Below are 21,100 nucleotides of genomic sequence, written 5' to 3' on the forward strand. Positions count from 1 at the left end.
CGCTTGACGGCTTCTTCACTACCGACCGGCAATCTCATGTACAAACTCGTTCTCATCCGCCACGGCGAATCGACGTGGAACAAGGAAAACCGCTTCACGGGCTGGGTCGACGTCGACCTTACCGAGCAGGGCAACAATGAGGCGCAGCAAGCGGGCGTGCTGCTGAAGGAATCGGGCTACACGTTCGACATCGCCTACACGTCGGTGCTCAAGCGCGCGATCCGCACCTTGTGGCACGTGCAGGACAAAATGGATCTGATGTACCTGCCGGTGGTGCATTCGTGGCGTCTGAATGAACGCCACTACGGCGCGCTGTCGGGGCTGAACAAGGCGGAAACGGCCGCCAAGTTCGGCGACGAGCAGGTGCTGGTCTGGCGCCGCAGCTACGACACGCCGCCGCCGGCGCTCGAACCGACGGACGAGCGCGCACCGTACGACGATCCGCGCTACGCCAAGGTGCCGCGCGAGCAACTGCCGCTCACCGAATGCCTGAAAGACACGGTCGCGCGCGTTCTGCCCCTGTGGAACGAGTCGATTGCGCCGGCCATCAAGTCGGGCCGCAAGCTCGTGATCGCGGCCCACGGCAACTCGATCCGCGCACTGGTGAAATACCTGGACAATATTTCGGACGACGACATCGTCGGCCTGAATATTCCGAACGGCGTGCCGCTCGTCTATGAACTCGACGAAAACCTGAAGCCTATCAAGCACTACTATCTGGGCGACCAGGAAGCGATCGCCAAAGCGCAGGCCGCCGTCGCCAAGCAGGGTAAGGCGGCGGGCTGATCTGCCATCTTGCCGCCATGCTGCTGTCAGAAATGCAGCGCAATGGCGGCAAAAGGGCCGCGCCGCCCGGCAAGACGCACCGGTCAGCGCGGCTCACGTCATTTGCGAGCGCCCTTCTGGCCGCCATCAGTCCGTTACGGCACATTACTTCATCGTTGTGCGCGCAATCCCACGAACCGGGCCCGGCGCGTGCTGTCGAATCACGATTGGCTGCGCCGCGCCCTGAGTTGGCGGGTGTGCAGTTATACTTGTCCGTCCCCATCTCTATCGACGCTGCCACGCGCTTCCGACCGCAACAGACTCTATGCGAAAGAACCTGAAAAATATCGGCCTGATTGCCGCGGGCCTTGCTACCGGTGTATTTGCCACCCTGCAACTCTCGGCTTCGGCCCAGCAACCCGCCAGCGCAGCGTCGAACGCTGTTGCACCGCTGCCGCTGGACCAACTCAGGCTCTTTGCCGAAGTCTTCGGGCAAATCAAGCACGAGTACGTCGAACCGGTCGACGATAAAAAGCTTCTCACCGCCGCCATCAAGGGCATGGTGTCGAGCCTCGACCCGCACTCGTCGTATCTCGACAAGACCGATTACGAAGAACTGCAGGAGCAGACCAAGGGTCGCTTCGCCGGTCTCGGCATCGAAATTTCGTCGGAAGACGGATTGATCAAGGTGATTTCGCCAATCGAGGATACGCCCGCGTTCCGCGCCGGCATCCGTCCGGGCGACCTGATCACGCGTATCAACGACAAACCCGTGCGCGGCATGACGCTCGACCAGGCGGTCAAGCAGATGCGCGGCGACCCGGGCACCAAGGTCACGCTCACGATCTTCCGCAAGACCGACGACCGCACGTTCCCGCTCACCGTCACGCGCGCAATCATCAAGGTCCAGTCGGTCAAGATGAAGATCCTCGCGCCGGGCTACGCCTATGTGCGGGTAACCAGCTTCCAGGAGCGCACCACGCCTGATCTGGCCGCGAAACTGCAAGACATCGCGCGTCAGCAGCCGAATCTGAAGGGCCTCGTGCTCGACCTGCGCAACAACGGCGGCGGTCTGCTGCAAAGCGCGGTCGGCGTGGCCGGCGCGTTCCTGCCGCCGAATTCGGTTGTGGTGTCCACCAACGGCCAGATTCCGGATTCGAAACAGGTCTATCGCGACACCTACGACAACTACCGCTTGCAATCCTTCGACAGCGATCCGCTGAAAGACGAAGCGCCGATCTTCAAGACCGTGCCGATGATCGTACTGACCAACGCGTACTCCGCGTCGGCGTCGGAAATCGTCGCGGGCGCGCTGCAGGATCAGCATCGTGCGCTGATCGTCGGCAAGACTACGTTCGGCAAGGGTTCGGTGCAGACCGTGCGCCCCATGACGGCCGACACCGCGCTGCGTCTGACCACGGCGTACTACTACACGCCGAGCGGCCGCTCGATCCAGAACAAGGGCATCCGTCCTGACATCGCGGTCGATCAATACGCAGAAGGCGATCCGGACGACGCACTCGTCACCCGCGAAGTCGACTACTCGAATCACCTTGCGAACACGCAAGACCCGAACGAGAAGAAGGAAGCGGAACAGCGCGAACAGGAACGCATGGACCAGTTGCGCCAGCTCGAAGAGCAGAACGATAAGAAGACGCCGGAACAGCGTCAGAAGGATCGTGAGCGCAAGCCGGTGGAATTCGGTTCGACCGACGACTTCATGCTGCAACAGGCTCTGAACAAGCTGGAGGGCAAGCAGGTGCAGGAATCGAAGTCGCTGACCGAGCGCCGTCTCGCGCAGAACAAGCCGGCCACGTCGGCGTCCGCGCCGGTCGCGGTGAAGCCGACGCAACCGGTGCCGGGCGCATCGGGCCCGGTACCGGCGCCTGCTTCGCAAAGCAACTAAGCAGCAAAACCTGACGTGTCTTCGCAGCGGAACATGCTGCGAAGACACGCTGTCATACCCGGCACCAGCAAGAACACCCGCTCCCGGCGCGATTAAAATATCGAAAACGCGCACGGCAGGCCCATCGGTCCTGCATCTCAGCGCGCGACACATTCACGCGCCCCGCCATGAACGACGATCAACTCCTTCGCTATTCCCGCCACATCCTCGTCGATGAAATCGGTATCGAGGCGCAGCAGCGCTTTATCGACGCGCACGCGATCATCGTCGGCGCTGGCGGCCTGGGTTCGCCCGCTGCGATGTATCTGGCGGCGGCCGGCGTCGGCCGCTTGACACTCGTCGATGCCGATACGGTCGACCTGACCAACCTGCAGCGGCAGATCCTGCACGTGACGGCGTCCGTCGGACGCAAGAAGGTGGAGTCCGGGCGCGACGCGATCGCACGGATCAATCCCGAGGTCGTGGTGAACGCAGTGGCCGAGCGCGTCGACGACGCGTGGCTCGACGCGCACGTGCCGAATGCGACCGTCGTGCTCGATTGCACCGACAACTTCGCGACGCGCCATGCGATCAACCGCGCCTGTGTTAAGCACGGCGTGCCGCTGGTGTCGGGCGCGGCGTTGCGCTTCGACGGCCAGATCAGCACCTTCGATTTCCGCGACCAAGCTTCGCCCTGCTATGCCTGCGTATTTCCCGAGGACCAGCCGTTCGAGGAAGTCGCGTGCTCGACCATGGGCGTGTTCGCGCCGACGGTCGGCATCGTCGGTTCGATGCAGGCCGCCGAAGCGCTCAAGGTGATCGGCGCAATCGGCACGCCGTTGCTCGGCCGCCTGATGATGCTCGATTCGCTGCGGATGGAGTGGACCACGATGCGCGTCGCGCGCCAGCCGGATTGCCCGGTATGCGGGCAAACGCACACGGCTTGACGCCAGCGCCTCAACCGCACGCTGATAAAGAAACGCCGCACAACGTGCGGCGTTTCTTTATCTGACGGAGCGAGCGCGGCGACTCAGGCCAGCATCACGCGCTTGAGCGCAGCCTGCACTTCTTCCGGTTCGAACGAAGCCAGCACATCCGCCACCGGCTTCTCCAGCGTCTTCAGATGCGAGCGCAGCACTTCCTGCTTGACCACCAGCAACTGGCTCGGATGCATCGAAAACTCGGTGAGGCCCATGCCGAGCAATAGACGCGTCAACGCCGGATCCCCCGCCATCTCACCACACACCGAAACCGGCACGCCGGCCCGCTTCGCTTCGCGCAGCGTGAACGCGATCAGATGCAGCACGGCCGGATGCAGCGGGTCGTACAGATGCGCGACCGAGTTGTCCGCGCGATCGATTGCGAGCGTGTACTGGATCAGATCGTTGGTGCCGATCGACAGAAAATCGAGCCGCTTCAGGAACAGCGGCAACGCGATCGCGGCGGCCGGGATCTCGATCATCGCGCCGACTTGCACGTTCGGATCGTAGGCCATGCCCGCGTCGTCGAGCTGGCGCTTGGCTTCGCGAATCAGATCGAGCGTCTGGTCGATTTCCTGCGCATGCGCGAGCATCGGAATCAGAATCTTCACCGAGCCGAACGCCGACGCGCGCAGAATCGCGCGCAACTGCGTGAGGAACATCTGCGGCTCGGAGAGGCTCCAGCGAATCGCTCTCAGCCCCAAGGCCGGGTTCGCTGCGGTTTCGTAGCCGTCGCCCCCGCTCATCGAATCGAGCGGCTTGTCGGCGCCCACGTCGATCGTGCGGATGGTGACCGGCAGGCCGTTCATCAACTCGACCGCGCGACGGTACGCGCCGAACTGCTCTTCCTCTTCCGGCAAACGGTCCTTGTGATTCATGAACAGGAACTCGGTGCGGAACAGGCCGACGCCCGTCGCACCCGCGTCGATCGCGGCGAGCGCGTCGTCCGGCAACTCGATGTTCGCGCACAGTTCGATGCGGGTGCCGCACAGCGTCTGCGTGGGCGAAAACTTCAGCCGCTGCAGCTTGCGCTGTTCGAGCGCTTTCTCGCTCTGCCGATATGAGTACTCTTCCAGCACGATCGGCGCGGGGTCGACGATCACAATGCCGTGATCGCCGTCAACGATGATCAGGTCGTCCTGACGAATCAGCGCGCTCGCGTGCTGCACGCCGACCGCGGCCGGAATGCCCAGGCTGCGCGCGACGATCGCCGTATGCGACGTGCGGCCACCGAGGTCCGTGACGAAACCCTGAAACGTCTGGGTCTTGAACTGCATCATGTCGGCCGGCGCGATGTCGTGGGCGACCACGATCATCTCGTCGCAGGCGCCGTGCACGCCAGCGCCCAGCGCCACCGACGCACCGGCAAGCGCCTTCAGCACGCGCTCCACCACCTGTTCGATGTCGGCTTTGCGCTCGCGCAGGTACTCGTCTTCGATATCGTCGAAATGACGCGACAGGCGCTCGAGTTGTTCGGTCAGCGCCCACTCCACGTTGTAGCGGCGCGTGCGGATCAGGTCGAAGGTTTCCTGCACGAGCATCGCATCGTTCAGGATCATTGAATGAACGGTGATGAACGCGCCCATTTCACTGGGCGCGTCCGCGGCGAGATCGGCGCGCAGCGTGTCGAGCTCTTGATGCACGTGTTGCTGGGCCGCGCGAAAGCGTTCGATCTCGCTCTCGATCTGGGCGGGTTCGATCAGATAGTGGTCTACGTCAAGTGCAGCCGGGGCGATCAGATAAGCCCGCCCGATGGCGATACCGCGTGACACGGGAATTCCATGCAGCGTGAAGGACACGCGCACCTCCTCTAGTTGTGTAATGCCGCGGCAAACCGCTGCAATGCTCTCAGACACTGGTCGTCATTATAAATTCCGCGCCCTTTGCAGGTGCGCTGGGGCTGTGTGCAGTGCAGCACGAAATACCGTAAGCAGCCGTATTGATGCGCCTTCATCCGTCTCGCGTTTCGGCAATGCGAATCCTGCATGTGCGTCTCGACGCGCGCGCCCTCACGCGCGTTCCGTCTAGCCATTGTCACGCGCTAAAAAAAACGCCGCGGACAACCGCGGCGTTTTTGCTCATCGCAACGTGGACGCGTTAGCTCACTGCCCTTCGCCGAATTTATCGGCAATCAGTTTCAACAATGCGTCCATCGCTTCTTTTTCGTCCGAGCCTTCCGTTTCGATCAGCACCGTGCTGCCGATGCCCGCGGCCAACATCATCACACCCATGATGCTCTTGGCATTGATGCGGCGGCCATTGCGGCTCATCCAGATTTCCGCCTGGTAGTTGCCCGCGAGTTGCGTCAACTTGGCCGACGCACGCGCGTGCAGCCCCAGCTTGTTCACAATAGTCGTTTCCTGTTGCAGCATGTGATGGTCCGAAGCGCGGGTAAGTGTTGTGAAAAGTGAAACTGCTAAGCGGTTGCAATGCGTTTGACACCCTGACGAGTCGGCCGATCTATCTACAAGCCAGCCGAGTCGGCTTTCTGCGTCAGGTCCGCGTCGGCCGGCAAGGCCGGCAAGCACGCGCCACCGCACGCCGCATCGGGCGGCAGAGCCGGCAAACAGTCGCCGGACTCCGCAGTCGGCGCGACGGGCGCCGGGGTCGCCGGTCCGATTGCATGCACGCCCTTGGTGGCGCCGGCGAGTGCCTTGTCGACCAGCGTGTCGAGCGGCGTGGCGCGATAACAGACCGCGCGCACCAGCATCGGCAAGTTGACGCCGCACAGTACGCGCACGTCCGGCAGCGACGCGAGCCGGCCGGCGATATTCGCCGGCGTGGCGCCGAACATATCCGTGAGGACGAGCGCGCCGTTTTCTTCCTTGAGGCGCTCGATTTCCGAGTTCGCAAACGCAACCTGCTGTACGGGATCGCAATCCGGCGATACGTCGATTACGCCGATGCGAGCCGGCAAGCCACCATAGATGTGCGAAATACAATCGCGCAACGCGGTGGCGAACGGAGCGTGCGCAATGATCAGAATGCCTGCCATGTCAGCCTTACTGCAAAAGAACGGCCCCGAACCGTGGACCGGGCCAAAGCCCGGTTCGTCAGCGCCCTCTGCCGGCCGTGGGCCATCAGGGCCGGAACGCATCGTTTGACGAGCGGGCCGCCGCGCATGGCCTCGTGCCTGCGCCGGCGAAACACCGCTCGCCTACAGTCCGCAACCATGCCTGTGACACCCAACAAGTGCCAGCGATTGCGCCTGGCGCGGAGGAGCGGGCATTGTATCAGGCTCATTTTCGCGCCAAATCGGGCGTGCTGCGTGATGCGGATTTACTACACAGTTTGGGGGACATGGCGGGCATTCAAGTGCCGCCAATCGGCCGCGCCATCAAGCCGCCGCGCGCTCCAAGGCGTCGATGAACATGGCGGCGACGTCGAAGCCGGTTTGATCCATGATCTCGCGGAAACACGTCGGGCTCGTCACGTTCACTTCGGTCAGCCAGTCGCCGATCGCGTCCAGCCCCACCAGCACCAAACCGCGCGCGGCCAGCACCGGCGCCAGCGTATCGGCGATCTTGCGGTCATGCTCGGTCAGCGGACGCGCCACGCCGAGGCCACCTGCCGCGAGATTGCCGCGCACTTCATTGCCCTGAGGAATACGTGCGAGCGAATACGGCACGGCTTCGCCACCGATCAGCAGGATGCGCTTGTCGCCCTCCTTGATCTCGGGGATGAATTTTTGCGCCATCACCGAACGCGCGCCATCGTGACTCAGCATTTCGATGATCGAACCGAGGTTCATGCCGTCGGCCTTCACGCGAAACACGCCCATGCCGCCCATGCCGTCGAGCGGCTTCAGGATCACGTCGCCGTGCTCCTCATGGAAGGCGCGCAAGCGGGTTGCGTCGCGCGTAACCAGCGTGGGCGCGACGAACTCCGCGAACTCGCCGATCGCGAGCTTTTCCGAGTGATCGCGAATCGCCTGCGGTTTGTTGAAGATGCGCGCGCCGCCGCGTTCGGCCATTTCGAGCAGCCAAGTCGACGTGACGTATTCCATGTCGAACGGCGGGTCTTTGCGCATCACCACGGCGCTGAAGCTCTTGAGCGTGCGTGGCGCGGCCGGTTCGGCGTCGTACCAGACTTCGCGATGCAGATCGGTGACGTCGCCGACAATCGCAAAGCGCTGCACGTTCGCCTCGACGTCGCCACCCGTCCACGCCAGATGCTTCGGCTCACACGTGTACACCACGTGACCGCGGCGCGCCGCTTCGGCCATCATCGCGTAGGTCGAGTCTTTGTAGATCTTGAATTGCGTGAGCGGATCGGCGATGAAAAGAATGTCCATGAAGGTCCCGGTGCGCCCTGACGGGCTTGGCATTGATCGTAAATATAGTCGTTGAAAATGGCGATGGCGGCACGCATGCCGCCATCGACCACCCAAGGGGGCTTAGACCTGAATCGCTTCCGGATCGGTCTTTTCCAGTTCCACCGATGCGGCCAGCAGTCCGAGCCGCGCCACCACGCCGTACATATAGAAGCGGTTCGGCGGCGCCGCGCCGGGCTTGGCGTGCGCGTCGGGCAGCGCCGTATGCTCGAAGCCGAGCGGCACGAAGTGCATGCCCGGCGCGTTCAGATTCTGATCGCGCTCGCGGCTGCCGTGCACGCGATAGAAGCCGCCCACCACATAGCGGTCGATCATGTACACGACCGGCTCGGCCACTTCTTCCCCGATGCGCTCGAAGGTGTACACGCCTTCCTGCACGATCACGTCATGCACTTCGAGGCCGTCTTTGGTCGCGGCCATCTTGGCGCGTTCGCGCTTGGTAAGCGCGGCGACTTCCGACGCGTCGTGCACGGTCATCACACCCATGCCGTACGTGCCCGCATCCGACTTGATGACAACATACGGTTTTTCGGAGATGCCGTACTCGCGATACTTCTTGGCGATCTTCTTCAGCACCCCGTCGATCGCGTCCGTCAGCGCTTCCTCGCCGGTGCGTTCCTGGAAGTCGACGCCTTCCACGTGCGCGAAGTACGGATTGATCATCCACGGATCGATCTCGACCATCTTCGCGAACTTTTTCGCGACGTCGTCGTAGCAGGAAAAATGCGTCGATTTACGGCGCACGGCCCAGCCCGCATGCAGCGGCGGCAGCAGATACTGCTCGTGCAGATTTTCGAGCACAGGCGGAATGCCGCCCGACAGATCGTTATTCAGCAGAATCGAGCACGGGTCGAAATTCTTCAGGCCGAGGCGCCGCTGCGAGCGCTCGAGCGGTTCGAGCACGAGCTTCTGGCCGTCGGAGAGCGCGATCGTGACCGGCCCGTTGATGGTTTCGTCGAGCGTGCCGAAACGCACGTTCAAGCCGGCCTGGCGCATGATCGCGGCCAGACGGGCGACATTCTCGAGATAAAACGCGTTGCGCGTGTGGCGTTCGGGAATCACCAGCAGGTTCTTGGCGTCCGGGCAGATCTTCTCGATCGATGCCATCGCGGCCTGCACGGCGAGCGGCAACACCTCCTGCGGCAGATTGTTGAACGCGCCGGGAAACAGATTGGTGTCGACCGGCGCGAGCTTGAAGCCCGCGTTGCGCAGATCGACGGAACAGTAGAACGGCGGCGTGTGCTCCTGCCATTCGAGCCGGAACCAGCGTTCGATGGCGGGGGTAGCGTCGAGGATCTTCCGCTCAAGATCGAGCAGCGGGCCGTTTAACGCCGTAACTAGGTGCGGAACCATTGATCACTCGCAGACTGGAGAAAAAAGATTGTAGAGCAAATGCTTTGTCCATTTGGGGACGGTTTCTCCATTCGCAAGCGGACGCGAATGCATTCTCGCTATCGCCATGATAGGCGGGGAAAACTACCGTTTACAAGATAGCCCGCAAGAAAAAAGCCCGCCATGAAGGCGGGCCAAAATCGCTGCGCTTATTCGTGATCCAGCGAGCCCGGGAGCGCGGGCTCGCCGTGCGTTGCTTATTCGACGTGTTCGCCGTGCAGCGTCACGTCCAGACCTTCGCGTTCCTGTTCTTCTGTTACACGCAGGCCCATCACCATGTCGATCCCCTTCAGCAGGATGTAGCTCACCACACCGCTGTAGATCAGCGTCGTCAGCACGCCCTTGGCTTGCAGGATCACGCTGCCGTCCGCGCCGCCGATGTCCTTCACCGCGAACACACCGGTCAGCAGCGCACCCACGATACCGCCGATGCAGTGCACGCCGAACGCGTCGAGCGAGTCGTCGTAACCGAGCTTGTGCTTGAGCCACGTTGCCGACCAGAAGCAGACCACGCCTGCCACGATACCGATCACCAGCGAACCCGCCATACCGACGAAGCCCGAAGCCGGCGTGATCGCCACGAGACCCGCCACTGCGCCTGACACGATACCGAGCACCGACGGCTTACCCTTGGCTGCCCATTCGGCGAACATCCATGCGAGTGCTGCTGCCGCCGTTGCCACTTGCGTGGCGAACATCGCGAAACCGGCACGGCCGTCAGCCGCCACTGCCGAACCCGCGTTGAAGCCGAACCAGCCTACCCACAGCATGGCGCCACCGATCAGCGTGAGCGTCAGGTTGTGCGGCGCCATCGCTTCCTTGCCGTAGCCGACACGCTTGCCGAGCACCAGAGCGCAGACCAGCGCCGCGATACCGGCGTTGATGTGCACCACCGTGCCGCCTGCGAAGTCGAGGATGCCCGCGCTAGCCAGCCAGCCGGTCGGTTCCCAAACCATGTGAGCGATCGGCGAGTAGACGATGATCGACCACAGCGTCATGAACACCAGCATGGCCGAGAACTTCATACGGTCGGCAAACGCGCCCGTGATCAGCGCCGGGGTAATGATCGCGAACGTCATCTGATAGACGACGTAGACCGTTTCCGGGATCGTCGGCGCGAGGTGGCTGACGGTCAGCGTCGTAGCCTTGTCGCCCTTGATGTAGTTCATGCCCGACATGAAGAAGCGCGAGAAGCCGCCAATGAACGATCCGCCAGGCGTGAAGGCGAGACTGTAGCCCACCACGACCCAGATGATCGACACGAGGCAGGTGATCGCGAAACTTTGCATCAGGATCGCGAGCACGCTCTTCTTGCGGACCATGCCGCCGTAAAACAGCGCCAGACCCGGAATCGTCATGAACAGCACGAGTGCGGTGGAGGTCAGCATCCAGGCGGTGTCGCCCGAATTGATCTTCGACGAATCGACCGAGAACGGCGCGGTCGGGGCAGCCGGCGCAGCGTCCGATGCTGCGGGTGCGGCGGCAGCCGCGCTGGCAGCCGGTGCGGCGGACGCGTCAGCGGCCGGTGCCGAAGCCGCGGCGGCAGCAGGTGCTGCCGAAGCGTCCGGCGCCGGCGCGCTCGCCGTCGTATCGGAAGCAGCGGCCGAGGCGGCTGCGGGGGCGGAAGCGTCGTCCGCGAGGGCGGCGCCGATACCGCCCGCGAGCAGCGAACCGGCCATCAGCAAGGACATCATTAATTTGCGCATCTTTCGTTTCCTCTTGTCGCTATCTGTGTCGCTATCTTTTGGTATTACAGAGCGTCCGCGCCGGTCTCCCCGGTACGGATCCGAATCACTTGTTCGATCGGCGTGACGAAGATCTTGCCGTCGCCGATCTTGCCGGTGCGTGCCGCGCGTTCGAGCGCCTCGATCGCCTGGTCGACGATGTCGTCCGAGACAGCGGCCTCGATCTTCACCTTCGGCAGAAAATCGACGACGTATTCAGCGCCGCGATACAGCTCCGTATGGCCCTTCTGGCGACCGAAGCCTTTGACTTCCGTCACCGTGATGCCCGAGACGCCGATGGCCGACAAGGCTTCGCGCGCCTCATCGAGCTTGAACGGCTTGATGATTGCGGTAATGAGTTTCATGAAATCCCTCGCTTAGTTGCGTAACCCGTTTGCGTAACCCGTGTTGCCTGACTTTCGTTGCGTAACTCTCGTGCGTTCCCGTAACACGTTCGCGTGGTCTCGTTCCGCTGCCGGTAAAAAGGCGCCGGCAGTGCGCGCGGGGCAGTAACAGCAACTCGCATGCCATGTTGTGTCAGACTGCGCACCGTGGCCGTGGCAAAAGGGGCGCAAGCCGCCCTGGCCGGACGGCCAACGTTGGCGGGGGCACGCTGGCGCGGCGTATGGATCGTTGCTAGAGTGTTCGAAGGTTTTGAACGCACGGGCGCGCACCAAAGGGGCTCATGCGGCAACGGCACGCAACGGGCCATGCACCAACACCGCCCATTCGCCGTCACAAAGCACAGGCGTAACGAAACATGCACAGTTTTTGTGCACCTAGGGGAACACCATGAAACAACCGAACGATGTTTTTAACGACTTTCAGGCCCGCATGAGCGAGCTGTTCAAGAACTCGCCGGCCAAAGATGTCGAACGCAACGTCAAAGCCATGCTGTCGCAGGGTTTCTCGAAGCTCGATCTGGTCACGCGTGAGGAATTCGATACCCAGACCCAGGTGCTGGTGCGCACGCGCGCTCGCCTGGAAGAGCTGGAACGCCGCGTCGCCGAGCTCGAACAGAAGCTGCCGGTCACGCAAACGCCGTAACGCTTTGCTCGCGGCGAAGTCGCCGCGCAGTGCTGCACATCACAGGCAAGCGAGCCGTGACGTCATCAGCGTTTTAGGGGACTTGCGCGCGCCTTCGGCGCGCCGTCCGACGGGAGAAAACATGTCGCTTGCCGTGGTGCGCAGTCGCGCGCCGGCCTCTGGCCGCGCGCCCGAAGTAACCGTCGAGGTCCACCTCGCGAACGGATTACCCTCTTTCTCGATCGTCGGGCTGCCTGATCTGGAAGTGCGCGAAAGCCGCGAGCGCGTGCGCGCGGCGCTGCAGAACTGCAATTTCGACTTTCCCGTCCGACGCATCTTCTGTTGTCAACCGCGTTTTGCGACTTTTTGCTCTAGGTAAGGTTTTCACTCTCTCAATTAGGGCAAGCCCCGCGAGGGGCGCGTCAGACGCTCAAGTGTGTGCAACTTCGGAACCGCCGTCAGGCGGCTGTCCACACCCTCGTGGTGTGGGCAGCGAAGTTGTGCACACGGGGAAGCGGCACGGCTTTAACTTCCCTGTATTAGCGGTTCGGACATTCGAGAGCCCGATGAAATTAGGGACTGGGAATGGTCGCTCGACAGGGAATCAGTTCTTCGCCCGTGGCAGCTTTACCGCTGAGTCCGCCAAAGCCTTCTTTCGCCCAGATTTCATCGGAATTGGCAGTTCATCCTGCTCGGTTAGCAACTGTGCCTCGCTGACTCCTAGCGCCATCGCCAATGCGACCAATGTGTCGAGCGCGACGTTGGCATTTCCCCGTTCGATTTGGCTTACATGAGTGCGATGCAAACCAGCACGGTCTGCCAGGACTTCCTGGGACATGCTCAGCTTGCCGCGAAATAATTTTAGATTCGTCGACAGTCGGTCTCGGACCGCTTCCTGACGTGCAATTGCTTCGTCTGCCATATGGGGCAGGAGCATCAATCATTGCAGCGCTTGAATCTACAGTTTGTAAATATCCAGTTTATAAACTGACAGTCTTTACTATTCATATTTAGTTTCGTAGACTTTGCTCATCTATGGACGTGGCGCGTGGATGTTGCCGACACGTAGGACTTGTCGCGCTGCTTGCTAGCGATTGTGGCGACGTTAACTTGCCGTTTTACCTTATACGAGGAACTGATGGAGACCCGGTGTAACGCTCAGCCTCATTTCGTTGGTCCCATGTGATGCTATTTACCGACAGCAGCTGGGAAGAGCCACATCCCATAAAGAAGAGGCTCATGCAGCCACTTCTTCCGTGGCGCTGCGTTGGATGGTCGGACCTCACGCTGAACTTTTTTGTCGTAGCCTCCTCTGGCGGTGCGGACTGCGCGAGCCCGGACGGTTGGCTGGTGGACGGTGCCGAGGCGCTGATTGAACTGGTATTGCATCTTGGCGATGTAACGTTTTCGGTTCACCTGTTGGCTCGCAATGAAGCTGACGCTTCCGTCACGCTGTGTCGAGTAAGCGGATTGTGGCAAGAGGTTCAAGCCGAAGATTCGGACGTCGTGCACTACTGGTATTCGACCACCGACGGAGAGACAAGACGGTGTTCGCCTGCGGCATCCGGTAGGCGTGTTAAGAGCCCGCGGTTAGTGAAAGTATTGAGCTTCGAAAACGGCTGAGTACGAGCGAGACTCGAAATCTGCGTCGAGCACCAGAACGAGGTCGTCCGAGAAGGCCCGCCATTCGTTAGGCGCGGACGTTCGACTTTGTCCTGCACCGGCAGGTTTGAAGTAGCAATACAAAGGGATGGATATGCCGCGGTCCGGAAGTAATACGAGCACTGATGTGCGACAAGTCATGCGAAATGCAGCCGTTGCGGCGATGCTGTCGGACCCAACAGGCGCTGAAGCAAGTCTTTTCCTATCCGATGCGGAAGTCGGGCGCCTCTTCAAAGCACACCTCATCCAAGTCATCGGCACCGCTACGTTGTCGAACTTGGATTTAAGTTCAACTCGTGAGGAAGACGAGAAGCAAGGGCGGCTGACCAACCGCCGAGCTTCAGAACTTCCGGGGTTGACCAATGTCTCTGCGGCGAACATAGAGCGGTACTCCCTTGTTCTACAAGGAAGGCTGCTTCCCGCTGAGGACTTTTGCAAAGCCGCAGGCATCACTGAGCAGAAGCTAAGCGAAGAAGTTGCGTCGTGCAGAGTGTTTGCTGTGGAATTCGAGTTCACGCAGTATTACCCAACGTTCGCCTTATCGAATTTAGTTAGCCCTAAGGATTTCGCGAGGGTCGTACGGCGCTTGGGTGACTCAACCGGTTGGGGCAAATGGAAATTCTTTACGACGCCATCAGAGTCTCTAGGAGGGCTCACGCCACTGAGGCTTCTAATGGGCGAGGAAGTGGAGCGAGCACTAGCCGCAGCTTCAGATTTCAAAGCACTAAGTGCGACGTTTTCTAGTATCACAAGAACGACGCCGGTCTCCGACTAACACCTACCGCCATGAATCCAATTGCAACCAATGGAGTACTGCGGCACTCTCGTCAAAAACGAGAAGCTCTTTCGCCTGAAGAAGCACGGCTGGCACTGATAGACCATGCGATTCATCGTGCAGTTGTCGCTGCCCTCCTATGTGACCCCATAGGCTGGAACGCACTTCTCGAGCTCCCCGATGAGGAGCTCGGGCGTATGTTTAAGAATCAGCTCTGGAGAGTCATCGGCGTGTCTACGATACTCAACCTAGACCTCCCCGCGTTGCATCAAGAGGGCGAGAATTTACGCAAGCGCATTCGTCGGCAATCGAAACTGCGTACACACGAGGATGCGATACAGAGTGAGTCGGCAAATGCCGAGCGCCACGCTCTCGTGGACCATGGAAAGTTGCTACGTATGGAAGACTACATTGGAGCGGCAGGAGTCACAGAGAAGAAACTGAGCAAATCTCTCGCTTCAGGGAAAGTCTTTAGCGTTGAGCTCGAAGGAGAGGTGTACATCCCTGGATTTTTTCTCTCCCCCATGATTCATCACAACGACTTCGCGAAGGTCTTACGTAGCTTGGGCGATACATCCGGTTGGAGCAGATGGGATTTTTTCACAACTCCGACAGAGGCTCTTGGTGGCGCCACGCCGCTCCAATTTCTCGCGATAAAAAAGGTCAAGCCTGTGCTGAAAGCCGCTGAAGAATTTACGAAGCGCTGAGCACAGCTCCTTTCGAGGCCGTGGAAGAAATTCTGGAATTCGTTTTCCGAAACTTACCGCTACTGCATCGGCTCCAAAATGTTGAGCCGGTTGTTGAGGAAGCCGCGACCTTTGCAGAGCAATACGCGCGGCTGTTCACGTAGGCACTAGACCGCAGTTTCTTACGTCTGCTCGCCATGAAAGAACTCCTGACCTTCGCGCTTAATAACCCCGCACTTCTGGTCGTGCCAGCAGTCGGGTTCGTACTCAGCCTGTTCGTGGTGCGCATCAAAAGGAGATACGTGAACGAAGGGATTTTGTTCAGGCGCAAGCCTGCGACAGAGCGCGACCACGACGCCTCAAAATCAGCGGAAAAAGAGATGAACTCGGACAACCATATTGACCTTGAGATTGCGCTTCGCAAGCTTCACGAATTGGGCCTAGAGGACGGGGACTTAGGATATGCCTACTGGCATGCAGTCGGACAGCTATTGAAACGAGCGGCCGGCATGCAAGCACAAATAGACGCACTCAGCAAGGAACTGGAGCAGTTGCGCGCCACGCGGCCGATACCCGATTGAAACGAACGCAACGCCGCGGCGACTGCGAGCTGGCTTCACTGTACATTCTGGATGCCCCCGCAGGCTTGTAACCTCTATGAACATGGACAACGATTCGCGGTCACCGGAAAACTACGTCGCCGTGAGCAGACTTCTCTCGAAGATTCTGCGCCACGAACCCGAGATAGTCGGTATCCGTCTCGACGGCCAAGGCTGGGTATCTATTGATGAGCTGATACGCGCAATAGAACGTACCGCACGTAAGGCGGGTGCGTCAAAGCGACTGAGGACATTGCCGGCAATCACGCGAGACGTCATCCTCGCGGTCGTGACCACAAACGACAAAAAGCGCTTTTCGCTATCTCCGGACGGCCTGCGGATACGAGCGGCACAGGGTCACTCGATAGGCGTGGACCTCGGATATGCCGATATGGAGCCGCCGGCTGTTCTTTATCACGGCACCGCTTGGAGCAACTGGGAGAGTATTGCTGCGGATGGATTGACGCCTCGGAGCCGGCACGCTGTCCATCTGAGCACAGACGTTGACATGGCAACGCGCGTAGGTGCTCGCCACGGTCCGCCATTGGTCCTCGTTGTGGCTGCCGCGCAAATGTACGCGGACGGATACACCTTCTCCCGCTCGGATAACGGCGTATGGCTTACTCCGGTTGTGCCGGTGGCATACCTGTCAAAGTGGACGTCCGACGAGCGCGGGCCAAGCCCATGAAGTTGCGTTCTCGCCCGTTCGAGCTGAGGTTGCGCGTCTTGGGACGCCCAGCAACATCAAACCACGTCGAAGCTGTCCGTTAGCCGGCGGCGACGCACTCAATCATCGCGAGCACGAGCCGTCTGAATATAGCCTCGATGCGTTAGTGCATGCGATTGCTTCTCCGGGACAGATTCACAGCGTTAGGCCTATCCTGAGACGCGGACGCGCGGCAGCAATGCTGGCAATTTCCGCGCAACCCGTCCCGCCCTGCTGACTCTTACGACTCAGAACGCATGCACGATGCCGACCACTACCGCGAGCTGGTTGGCGCCGGTCGCGACTGAGGTTGTCGACCCTGTCGCACTCAAAGCAGACTTCGCGCTGTTGATGACGTACGTGACATCCGTGTACAGAGTGGTGCGCTTGGATAACAGGTAGTCAGCATTGACGCCTGAGCTTATGGCATGCGCCGAAACCTTCCGGAACGCGTGATAGTACGAAGCCGCCGAAACGTGAAACGCTGGCGTTATCTTGTAGCGAAGGCCTCCGAATGCCATGGTCTGCGGCGGTGACGCCGCGAGCGTAGCGGCAATGTCGTTTAGAAGGACCTCGTAACCAGCGTACAGGGTCGCATTGCCGATGGCCCACGAGCCGCCCGCCAGATAGCGCCGCTCGCTGTCGCCAGACGAGGCAACACTCGTACCTTGCCGTTGCTCATAAACCAATGTCAGGTTAAATGGACCCTGGCGATACCGGCCGCCCATATCAAATTGCTTACCAACTCGGAACTCTCCCGGCACCTGGGCACCATTGGCAATCGTCGAATCGTAGCCAAAGCTGTAGAGCGCGTTCAACTCGAACGGACCGGCATGACCCAGATACGAGAGCGCGTTATCGGCCCGTCCAACAAACTGCGCATCCTGGGCGGACAAGCCATAGCTGGAGTAGTTGAGAGGGTCCAACGCCAGGGAAAAAGCGATACATCGGCGTCATCTGCCGGCCAGCCATCACCGCACCCAACCTGTCGCTCTCCAGGCCAACGAACGCCTGGCGGCCGAATAACCGTCCACCTTGCTGCAAGGTGCCGTTGTTCGTCGCGAAGCCCGATTCGAGCGTGAATATGGAGCGCAGGCCTCCCCCGAGGTCTTCCTTGCCTGTGAAACCCCAACGCGAATTGATGCGATTGCCGGTGTTCACACGAAACAAGGTGCCGGAGCCTTGCTTGGCTGCATGGGTGACATACTCGACGCCAGAGTCAAGGATGCCGTAGAGCGTCACCGAGGACTGAGCGTGAGCTGCAACAGTTGCCGATGAGCACAACGTAGCGGCGAACACAGTCCTCACCAGTCGCGTGGCGTGGTTCGATTTCAAGCCTGTCTCCTTACCTTATGTTGGTAGTTGTACTAACTTAGTGTTGCAGCGGCGCAAGTCGATTTTCGACTTGCGCCCGAGCTTTCGGCGTGAATTAAACCTGAGCGATGCGCTTGCTCACGAACAACATCGCTACAAGTCCGATGACCGGCCCTATGGCGAGCGTAAGAGCGGCAAGCACGATGGAATGTGTCCCGCCATATACGTGTCCGACCGCGAGCGGGGACACAGCGCTACCCATCTGCCAGATGGCGTTCGTCCAACCAGCGCTCGCTCCCGCCAGACGTTTTCCGGATGCATCGCTCACCTGTGCCATCAGAACCGGTAGGTAGCCATAGGCGAATGCGCCCAGAACCGGTGCGACGATGTAGAACTGCGTGACCGTCGAGCACATGCCGAACACCACCAGAGTGATGGCAAACGCAACCAGAATCAGAATGGACATGAGCCGACGCGAGATTCCGGGCAGGTCGGAAATCCAGCCGAGCGTGGGTTTCGCAATGACCGCGCCGATTCCGAAGGACGCGATAATCGACCCAGCCACGACAGGAGTGATGCCGTATTGGCGCGTCATCAGCGCATTTCCCCATGCGCCGAAGCCAACAGTCGCCCATAGACCGCCGCAACCTGCAATGGAAAGGAATATCAGATTGCGATTGCGCAAGAGGCCAAGCATCTCCTTTGCACTGTTGCGAGCCGGAGCCCGTTCGCCACCCGGGCGATTCTTGAGAAACAGAACGGAGACGATACCCCAGGCGAACGTGGCGACACCGAGCATGCGAAACGCGCTCGCCCAGCCGTACTGGGCAGAAACGGTGGGCACGATTGCATTGGCGAGCACCACCGCGAGCGATGTCGCTGTAGTGTAAATGCCCATCGCTCGACCGCGGTCTCGCGTGAACCATGCGGGAATCACCTTCATTCCGGCGGAATAATCAGCTCCGGCGGCAAAGCCCATTGCCAGCTGAATCAGAATGCCCACTGTCAGCGAGGTCGTCTCGCCAAAGAAGAACGTGAAGACACCGAGTGGAAGCAAGGCGAGCGCCATCATGGCCCGACCGCCAAGAAAGTCGGTCAGCATGCCTCCGATGATGTTCGCGACGACGTATCCCGCATAGAACGCCGTGACGAAGGCACCCAGGAGCGACACCTTGATACCAAGCGAGGCGCCGACGGGCGCTGCGACCGTGCTCCATGCGACGCGGTCTACGTAGCTGAGCAGAAATGCTGCCCACACGATGAACAGAGCAACCCAGCGGTAGGGGCTAGCCTCCGTCTCACCCGCGCTTGACGCGGCCCAGTCCGCGCCCGGCGCATCACCCGGTGACGTCAGGTTTTTTTCCACGACTCCTCCATGTATGGCGCGCTTACGCCGCCCTTATTCTTCTTCGGTTTCGACATCCGGCACGCAGTGTGCGCCGGGCGTGTATTGCAGGATTGCGGCGTTACAGGTCCAGCACAAGTCTCCTCGATTTCGAGCGCGAGCAGCACGGCAGAAACTGGTCGTTACGCGACTGCTCTTCCCGAGATAGAAACAGGTCGCGATGTTCCGGCTCGCCGTCGAGCACGCGGGTGAGGCAGGTTCCGCAAATGCCCTGCTCGCACGAAACGGGCACTTCGACTCCAGCGTCCGCGAGCGTTTGCGCCACCGTGCGGTCTGCGGGGACGGTTACAGTCTTGCCGGTGCGCGCGAGGCATACTTCAAAGGCGCCATCGGACGACGTATCGACGGCAGGTGCCAAGAAGAACTCGTAATGCAGTCGACTCTCTGGCCACCCGCTCAAACGCGCCGCATCAAGCACCGCATTCATGAAGCCTTGCGGCCCGCAGACATAGAGATGAGTATCCGGGGTTGCCTCCTGTAGCAGCGCATCAAGACGAAGGCGTTGTTGCTCATCCTCGTCGTCGAAGTGATACTGGACGCGTCCAGCCCAGGATGCGTCCGCAAGTCGCTCGAGGAAGGCCGCACGCGAACGCGAGCGTACACAGTAGTGCAGCTGGAATTCTTCGCCGGCACGGTCAAGGTGTTGTGCCATGCACAGCAGCGGAGTCAGTCCGATGCCTCCGGCCAGCAACAGGTGCTTCGCAGGACCGGACGCGAGAGAGAAATGATTGCGAGGCATGCTAACCCGCAGTTCATCTCCTTCTTTGACGGCGTCGTGCATACCTGCCGAACCACCGCGCGATTGCGCTTCCCGTAACACGGCAATCTGATAGCGTGCCCGCTCGTGCGGCGCGCTGCAAATCGAATACTGCCGCACATGCCCCGTTGGCAAGTGAACATCGATGTGTGAACCAGCATCGAACGCCGGCAAATCACGACCGTCCAAACCGGTGAGTTCGAAACTGACGATGCCGTCAGCCTCAATATTGCGCCGCGCAACCCGCACGGTCAGTGTGGAATCGTTCATGGCCACCACCGTCACATAATCGACATGCCGCCGTCGACCATCAGCGTTGTGCCGGTGATAAACGATGCCTCGTCGCTTGCAAGCCATAGAATCGGCCAGGCGACTTCCTCGGGAGACGCCCATCGTCCTATTAACGACGTGTCCTGCCTTTGTGTCTTGAGCACCTCTACGCTCTTTCCCGCTGCCTGCGCGCGGTTGACGTGAAAATCAGTCAACGTCGAGCCGGGACATATTGCGTTGGCGCGCACGCCATGCACCGCCTCCTCAAACGCAAGCGTGCGAGTCATGGCAAGGATGCCGGCCTTAGTCGCGTCGTAGAGGCCCATGCCTTTGCGGCCCGTGACCGCGAAGCAGGACGATACGTTGACGATGCTCGCCGATTTCGCTTTGCGCAATAACGGCAACGCCGCCTTGCAGTAGTTCGAGGTGCCCACCAGGTTCACCGACACCATGCTTTGCCACTCTTCCGGCGTCGCGTCGGCGAGTGCGCTGTAGTTGCGCATTGCGGCATTGTTGACGAGAACGTGAAGCTGCCCAAACGCACGTACTGCAAGCTCGACTGCCGCCGCCGCCTGGTCCGCGTTCGCAACGTCGGCCACATAGGTTTGAACCTTCGCCGCGGGGTCACGGCTGAGCAAGTCGTCGGCGACGTTCGCCAAGGCTTGTGAATTTGCATCGACGAGGATGACTGCCGCACCTTCGTCGCAAAACACGCGCGCGGTTGCGGCCCCAATGCCGCCTCCGCCGCCAGTAATCAGCGCGACTTTGTCTCTTAGTCTTGAACCTTGCATCTCACGCCGGCATGGTGCCGGCCTCCTTAT

The 21,100-nt window shown here is 60.6% G+C and carries 22 protein-coding genes and 1 pseudogene; 10 read left to right on the forward strand and 13 right to left on the reverse strand.

Features of this window, described 5'->3' with window-relative positions; translation table 11 throughout:
* Window positions 1-36 precede the first annotated feature (36 nt).
* From gpmA to moeB, 3 genes are all read left to right on the forward strand, one after another.
* Complete coding sequence (gene gpmA, locus B0G74_RS17925; protein WP_132376162.1) at window positions 37-786, forward strand: 2,3-diphosphoglycerate-dependent phosphoglycerate mutase; 750 nt, start codon at window positions 37-39, stop codon at window positions 784-786.
* Between the two features lie 304 nt (window positions 787-1,090).
* Window positions 1,091-2,671, forward strand: a complete 1,581-nt coding sequence (locus tag B0G74_RS17930; protein WP_132376163.1) for a S41 family peptidase — start codon at window positions 1,091-1,093, stop codon at window positions 2,669-2,671.
* A gap of 167 nt (window positions 2,672-2,838) precedes the next feature.
* On the forward strand, window positions 2,839-3,597 hold the full coding sequence (moeB, locus tag B0G74_RS17935; RefSeq protein ID WP_132376164.1) for a molybdopterin-synthase adenylyltransferase MoeB: 759 nt from the start codon (window positions 2,839-2,841) through the stop codon (window positions 3,595-3,597).
* Between the two features lie 83 nt (window positions 3,598-3,680).
* On the opposite strand, the gene ptsP is transcribed toward moeB, so the two are convergent.
* From ptsP to B0G74_RS17970, 7 genes are all read right to left on the reverse strand, one after another.
* Window positions 3,681-5,429 carry a phosphoenolpyruvate--protein phosphotransferase gene (ptsP, locus tag B0G74_RS17940; RefSeq protein WP_132376165.1) on the reverse strand — a complete coding sequence of 583 codons (1,749 nt, stop codon included), beginning with the start codon at window positions 5,427-5,429 and terminating at the stop codon, window positions 3,681-3,683.
* Window positions 5,430-5,732: 303 nt separating this feature from the next.
* On the reverse strand, window positions 5,733-6,002 hold the full coding sequence (locus tag B0G74_RS17945) for an HPr family phosphocarrier protein (protein WP_012431596.1): 270 nt from the start codon (window positions 6,000-6,002) through the stop codon (window positions 5,733-5,735).
* Between the two features lie 92 nt (window positions 6,003-6,094).
* On the reverse strand, window positions 6,095-6,625 hold the full coding sequence (locus B0G74_RS17950) for a PTS mannose transporter subunit IIA (protein ID WP_132376166.1): 531 nt from the start codon (window positions 6,623-6,625) through the stop codon (window positions 6,095-6,097).
* A gap of 342 nt (window positions 6,626-6,967) precedes the next feature.
* Entirely contained in the window at window positions 6,968-7,924 is a 957-nt protein-coding gene (gene gshB, locus B0G74_RS17955; protein ID WP_132376167.1) for a glutathione synthase, read from the reverse strand.
* A gap of 102 nt (window positions 7,925-8,026) precedes the next feature.
* Window positions 8,027-9,316 carry a glutamate--cysteine ligase gene (gshA, locus tag B0G74_RS17960; RefSeq protein ID WP_012431593.1) on the reverse strand — a complete coding sequence of 430 codons (1,290 nt, stop codon included), beginning with the start codon at window positions 9,314-9,316 and terminating at the stop codon, window positions 8,027-8,029.
* A 236-nt stretch (window positions 9,317-9,552) separates the two neighbouring features.
* The gene (locus B0G74_RS17965) at window positions 9,553-11,061 is read right to left on the reverse strand and encodes an ammonium transporter (protein ID WP_132376168.1); all 1,509 of its coding nucleotides are present in this window, start codon (window positions 11,059-11,061) and stop codon (window positions 9,553-9,555) included.
* Window positions 11,062-11,105: 44 nt separating this feature from the next.
* Window positions 11,106-11,444: a P-II family nitrogen regulator gene (locus tag B0G74_RS17970; RefSeq protein WP_006048089.1), complete on the reverse strand. Its 339-nt coding sequence runs from the start codon at window positions 11,442-11,444 to the stop codon at window positions 11,106-11,108.
* A 427-nt stretch (window positions 11,445-11,871) separates the two neighbouring features.
* On the opposite strand from B0G74_RS17970, the gene B0G74_RS17975 reads away from it, so the two are divergent.
* Entirely contained in the window at window positions 11,872-12,126 is a 255-nt protein-coding gene (locus B0G74_RS17975; RefSeq protein WP_012431591.1) for an accessory factor UbiK family protein, read from the forward strand.
* A gap of 121 nt (window positions 12,127-12,247) precedes the next feature.
* Window positions 12,248-12,442: pseudogene (locus B0G74_RS17980) on the forward strand (magnesium chelatase domain-containing protein); the annotation flags it as partial.
* 267 nt (window positions 12,443-12,709) lie between these two features.
* On the opposite strand, the gene B0G74_RS17985 reads toward B0G74_RS17980, so the two are convergent.
* The gene (locus B0G74_RS17985; RefSeq protein WP_132376170.1) at window positions 12,710-13,042 is read right to left on the reverse strand and encodes a helix-turn-helix transcriptional regulator; all 333 of its coding nucleotides are present in this window, start codon (window positions 13,040-13,042) and stop codon (window positions 12,710-12,712) included.
* A gap of 302 nt (window positions 13,043-13,344) precedes the next feature.
* On the opposite strand from B0G74_RS17985, the gene B0G74_RS17990 reads away from it, so the two are divergent.
* From B0G74_RS17990 to B0G74_RS18010, 5 genes are all read left to right on the forward strand, one after another.
* The gene (locus B0G74_RS17990; protein ID WP_132376171.1) at window positions 13,345-13,728 is read left to right on the forward strand and encodes a hypothetical protein; all 384 of its coding nucleotides are present in this window, start codon (window positions 13,345-13,347) and stop codon (window positions 13,726-13,728) included.
* A gap of 178 nt (window positions 13,729-13,906) precedes the next feature.
* On the forward strand, window positions 13,907-14,542 hold the full coding sequence (locus B0G74_RS17995) for a hypothetical protein (protein WP_102633009.1): 636 nt from the start codon (window positions 13,907-13,909) through the stop codon (window positions 14,540-14,542).
* 11 nt (window positions 14,543-14,553) lie between these two features.
* Window positions 14,554-15,249 (forward strand): hypothetical protein, encoded by a 696-nt coding sequence (locus tag B0G74_RS18000; RefSeq protein WP_132376172.1) that lies wholly within the window; start codon window positions 14,554-14,556, stop codon window positions 15,247-15,249.
* Window positions 15,250-15,425: 176 nt separating this feature from the next.
* Complete coding sequence (locus B0G74_RS46690; RefSeq protein WP_243658216.1) at window positions 15,426-15,809, forward strand: hypothetical protein; 384 nt, start codon at window positions 15,426-15,428, stop codon at window positions 15,807-15,809.
* A gap of 82 nt (window positions 15,810-15,891) precedes the next feature.
* Window positions 15,892-16,515: an RNA 2'-phosphotransferase gene (locus B0G74_RS18010; RefSeq protein WP_132376989.1), complete on the forward strand. Its 624-nt coding sequence runs from the start codon at window positions 15,892-15,894 to the stop codon at window positions 16,513-16,515.
* A gap of 266 nt (window positions 16,516-16,781) precedes the next feature.
* Here B0G74_RS18010 and B0G74_RS18015 read toward each other — a convergent pair whose 3' ends face one another.
* The 5 genes from B0G74_RS18015 to B0G74_RS18030 form a co-directional block, all read right to left on the reverse strand.
* On the reverse strand, window positions 16,782-17,429 hold the full coding sequence (locus B0G74_RS18015; RefSeq protein WP_279388589.1) for a porin: 648 nt from the start codon (window positions 17,427-17,429) through the stop codon (window positions 16,782-16,784).
* A complete protein-coding gene (locus tag B0G74_RS47465) occupies window positions 17,389-17,868 on the reverse strand; it encodes a porin (protein ID WP_279388590.1) in 480 nt (159 codons plus the stop codon). Before B0G74_RS47465 ends, B0G74_RS18015 begins: the two co-directional genes overlap by 41 nt.
* 94 nt (window positions 17,869-17,962) lie before the next feature.
* Complete coding sequence (locus tag B0G74_RS18020) at window positions 17,963-19,213, reverse strand: MFS transporter (RefSeq protein ID WP_132376173.1); 1,251 nt, start codon at window positions 19,211-19,213, stop codon at window positions 17,963-17,965.
* A 100-nt stretch (window positions 19,214-19,313) separates the two neighbouring features.
* Complete coding sequence (locus B0G74_RS18025) at window positions 19,314-20,279, reverse strand: PDR/VanB family oxidoreductase (protein ID WP_132376174.1); 966 nt, start codon at window positions 20,277-20,279, stop codon at window positions 19,314-19,316.
* A gap of 11 nt (window positions 20,280-20,290) precedes the next feature.
* Window positions 20,291-21,070: an SDR family oxidoreductase gene (locus tag B0G74_RS18030; protein WP_132376175.1), complete on the reverse strand. Its 780-nt coding sequence runs from the start codon at window positions 21,068-21,070 to the stop codon at window positions 20,291-20,293.
* Window positions 21,071-21,100 lie beyond the last annotated feature (30 nt).

The organism is Paraburkholderia sp. BL9I2N2, assembly GCF_004339745.1.
GTDB lineage: Bacteria > Pseudomonadota > Gammaproteobacteria > Burkholderiales > Burkholderiaceae > Paraburkholderia.